The sequence below is a fragment of the Microcystis sp. LE18-22.4A genome, from assembly GCF_027531105.1.
GTDB lineage: Bacteria > Cyanobacteriota > Cyanobacteriia > Cyanobacteriales > Microcystaceae > Microcystis > Microcystis aeruginosa.
The window spans coordinates 1-4,247 of sequence record NZ_JAPZRB010000399.1 but is presented as its reverse complement, the minus strand read 5'-3'; the positions used below and the strand labels follow the sequence as shown (position 1 = coordinate 4,247).

3 protein-coding genes are annotated in these 4,247 nt (G+C 47.8%); 1 reads left to right on the top strand and 2 read right to left on the bottom strand.

Annotated elements, in window-relative coordinates:
- Positions 1 to 195: 195 nt before the first annotated feature.
- Positions 196 to 915, bottom strand: a complete 720-nt coding sequence (locus O9295_RS17790) for a biliverdin-producing heme oxygenase (protein WP_288034237.1) — start codon at positions 913 to 915, stop codon at positions 196 to 198.
- Positions 916 to 1,425: 510 nt separating this feature from the next.
- On the opposite strand from O9295_RS17790, the gene rpaA reads away from it, so the two are divergent.
- Positions 1,426 to 2,166 (top strand): two component system response regulator RpaA, encoded by a 741-nt coding sequence (rpaA, locus tag O9295_RS17785; protein ID WP_002798623.1) that lies wholly within the window; start codon positions 1,426 to 1,428, stop codon positions 2,164 to 2,166.
- Positions 2,167 to 2,574: 408 nt separating this feature from the next.
- Here the strand turns inward: rpaA and O9295_RS17780 are convergent, their stop codons facing one another.
- Complete coding sequence (locus O9295_RS17780) at positions 2,575 to 4,059, bottom strand: glutamate synthase subunit beta (protein WP_147073337.1); 1,485 nt, start codon at positions 4,057 to 4,059, stop codon at positions 2,575 to 2,577.
- Positions 4,060 to 4,247: the final 188 nt, after the last annotated feature.

Genomic DNA, 4,247 nt, shown 5'->3' with positions numbered 1-4,247 from the left:
CTGAAATGGGGCGAAAGTCTGTGGACTCTGTGTAAGACAGTACATGGTTTTTTAACTGTGGTATGCGACGGTGGTGGAAGCAGAAACTTAAATCGTGAGGTTTAGGAATCGCCGCACTTTTAGGGCGGCGAGGATGTCAAGGCTAACCATTACCCCAATTCTAGAATTATCCGTTTTTTTAGGTTTTCTTGACTACTATTCGGCGGTAGCCAATCCAGTTTCGGTGCTGCCGGTGGTGCGACGACGGGTGAGAGTATTAAAGAGCATAATTCCGATCGCTTTGATCAGATTACCTTCCAACTCTTGGAACATTTTCATGTTCATGCCAAAAGCGGCGTTAGCTTCGGTGACAATGCGATCGGCCATGGCTTGATCCACCGGTAACTCGTCGAGGGTTTGACGATAGTGGTTTTTGTAGGCTTTTTCGTCGGGAATATCTTTGAAATCATAGAAAGCCGTGCCACCAGTTTCCAGATTCATCGCTTTTTCGGCGATTTTTTTCAAGATTTGCCCCCCGGACAGATCGCCGAGATAACGGGTATAGGAATGAGCGACTAATAATTCGGGTTCTTTTGTGGCGATTTCCCGAATCCGGTTAACGTAGGCCTGACCTGCGGGAGATAAAGCGATCTCGTTGCGCCAATTGGGACCGTAATAAAAATATAAATCCTGTTCCAGCGCATTTTTGCGATTGAGTTCAGGAAAACAGATTTTAGAAACGACGGGATGACTAGGAAGTTTTTCCATCTCCTCCTCCATGGCCGAATAGACGAAGTAGAGGTTAGCCACCAGTTTGCGATAGGAAGTTTTTTCTACCACACCTTTGAGAAAACACTTGACAAAACCGACGTTTTCTGCCATGGTGTGGGATTTTTTCGTGCCTTCTCGCAGTTGAGTTGATAAATTAACGCTCATATTATGATCACCTGTTGGGATGAGTGGAATGGATCGGGTTCGTTACAGATGCTTACTAAAACCGTCTATTTTGGTAGATTAAACTGAATCGATCGGTAATTTTATTAAGAATTTTTACAGTGCCGCCGGGGGAGCTTAGGGAGAAAAGTTAGCTCTAGCAGGACTTGACCGCCGGTTGAAACCGGTATCGATCGAGATGGCGCAATTGTAAAGATTAGTGAAAAACTGCTCCCTAGTTGATCTTGGTGAGAGAGAGGGTGTAGTCTAGCGCCAATATCAATCATCGAGCAACATTCTTCACACTTCTTAGAAATTCTTAACATTCAGGAGACTTATATCAGCAAAATTTCACAAATTAAAACCGAATTTAGCAATCATGCTTATAATCAGTACAGGATTCTTTATGTTGTGCTAAACTCAAGCCCTTGAGAGACAAAGCCCTAGTTGCGATGTCAGCGAGAACACATTTAGCAACTCCCTATCCAAACCCTTAGTCATAACACTCTGGTAATGCCCCGAATACTTGTAATCGATGATGATCCTGCAATCGCGGAATTAGTCTCCATCAACTTGGAGATGGCGGGTTATGACGTTAATCCCGCAGAGGACGGGATTAAAGGCCAGGCCTTGGCCGTCCAGTTACAACCCGATTTAATCATGCTGGATTTAATGCTGCCCAAAGTCGATGGTTTTACTGTCTGTCAGCGTTTGCGACGAGATGAACGCACGTCCGACATCCCGATTTTGATGCTCACAGCCTTGGGACAAACCCAAGATAAAGTGGAAGGTTTTAACGCGGGTGCTGATGATTACCTGACCAAACCTTTCGAGGTGGAGGAAATGTTAGCTAGGGTACGCGCTCTCCTCAGACGCACCGATCGCATTCCCCAAGCCGCTAAACACTCAGAAATACTCAGTTTTGGACCTTTAACCCTGGTTCCCGAACGTTTTGAGGCAGTCTGGTTTGAAAGTGTGGTCAAGTTAACCCATCTAGAATTCGAGTTACTCCACTGTCTTCTCCAACGTCACGGTCAAACCGTTTCCCCTAGTGATATTCTCAAGGAGGTCTGGGGATACGATCCCGATGATGATATCGAGACTATTCGCGTTCATATTCGCCATCTGAGAACGAAACTAGAACCCGATCCCCGCCACCCTCGCTATATTAAAACCGTTTACGGTGCGGGTTATTGTCTGGAGTTACCCACCAATGAACAGGTGGTGCTTGATTCATCGGCGGCAACGGTTTAAACAGGGAGCAATTGTCTAGATAGGCAATAGGGACAATTGTTTCGTCGCTCCTCCTCCTCTTCAGATTGAGAAGGTTTGACCGGCGGTTGGGTTTTGATGGCTATGGCTGAGGCCTCTTTTTGGCCCTGACTATAACGAGGGGAAAACACCCCCAGCAAGTCAGGACAATGGCGAGAGTAACTAGGGCTGGCTGAATAAATCTAAAAACCTTGTTGGGTAAGACTTTTAGACCTTTTAGAAATCAAAAAGTACCGGATATGGGAGTGATCGGGGGGAAAATTCCGGGACTTTTTCCCTGAAAATTAGGTAATTGACCCCCTCAAAATCGGTAAAACCCTACACCCCACACCCCACACCCCACACCCTGCCCCCACAAAAAACTTTTTGCCGCAAACCCTAACTACTGGTTTAAGGTAAATCCGTCGCCCCCATCAAAAAGCGATCGCATTCTCTGGCGGCCCCGCGACCTTCATTAATCGCCCAAACCACCAAACTTTGACCACGACGACAATCCCCTGCGGCGAACACTTTCGGTAAGCTAGTGGCAAATTGACCGTGTTCGGCCTTGATATTGCTGCGGGCATCCTTTTCTAAGCCTAAATCATCGAGTAAAGGCTGTTCTGGTCCCAAAAATCCCATGGCCAATAGAACCAATTGCGTCGGGATGACTTTTTCTGTTCCTGCCACCGGTTGGGGGATAAACTGCCCTTTTTCGTTGCGTTGCCATTCCACCCGTACCGTGTGAATCCCTGTGACGTTGCCCTCGCTATCCCCCTCGAATTTAGTCGCCGTGGTGGTATAAACCCGGGGGTCATCGCCAAAGCGCGCGGCCGCTTCCTCTTGTCCATAGTCCAGACGGTAGATTTTCGGCCATTCGGGCCAGGGATTATCGGCGGCCCGTTCTCGGGGCGGTTGCGGCATAATCTCTAATTGGGTGACGCTACGGCAGTTATGACGCAGGGAAGTCCCCACACAGTCGGTTCCCGTGTCGCCACCGCCGATAATTACTACGTCTTTACCCGCAGCCGAGATAAAATCCTCCCCCGGCTGTCCGTCTAATAGTGCTTTTGTATTAGCGGTGAGAAACTCCATGGCGAAGTAAATGCCCTTTAATTGGCGACCTTCGATGTTTAAATCCCGGGGTTTGGTGGCCCCGGTACAGATAACCACGGCATCATATTCGTTTAATAGGTCTTGGCTGCTGATGTCCTTGCCCACTTCCGTGTTACAGACCATTTTTACCCCTTCCTGTTCGAGCATCTGGAGACGACGCAGAACGACTTCTTCCTTATCTAACTTCATGTTGGGGATACCGTACATTAATAGCCCCCCGGGGCGATCGGCCCTTTCATAAACTGTCACCCAGTGACCGGCTTTATTTAACTGGTCGGCGGCTGCTAATCCAGCAGGTCCAGAACCGATCACGGCCACTTTTTTGCCGGTACGGATGGCGGGGGGATTGGCAGTAATCCAACCGGATTCCCAACCTTTGTCAATAATCGAACATTCAATATTTTTGATCGTAACGGGGGGATTATGAATACCGAGAACACAGGAACCCTCACAGGGGGCGGGGCAGACTCTACCGGTAAATTCGGGGAAATTATTGGTTTTATGGAGGCGATCGAGGGCTTCTCGCCACAATCCTCGATAGATTAAATCATTCCATTCGGGAATCAGGTTATTAATCGGGCAACCACTGGCCATGCCACTAATTAGCGTTCCCGTGTGACAAAATGGTGTACCACAATCCATACAACGGGCGGCCTGATTGCGGAGTTTATCTTCTGGCATGGGAAGATGAAACTCATCCCAATTATGAAGGCGATCGAGGGGGGTAAGTTCGGAAGGAAGTTCACGCAGGAATTCGATAAAGCCAGTCGGTTTGCCCATAGTCTTTGTTATCTCTGTCGTTTATTCCCTATCTTCCTTCACAGTTCGATCGATCCCCGCAACTTTACCGATTTCTTTAATCTTATCGGCAGCTCAGTGGACTAACAGGCGGTAATTTTGACAAATTCGGGAATTAACTAGGGTCTGCTGAATAAATCTAAAAACCTTGCTGGATAAGACTTTTAGCC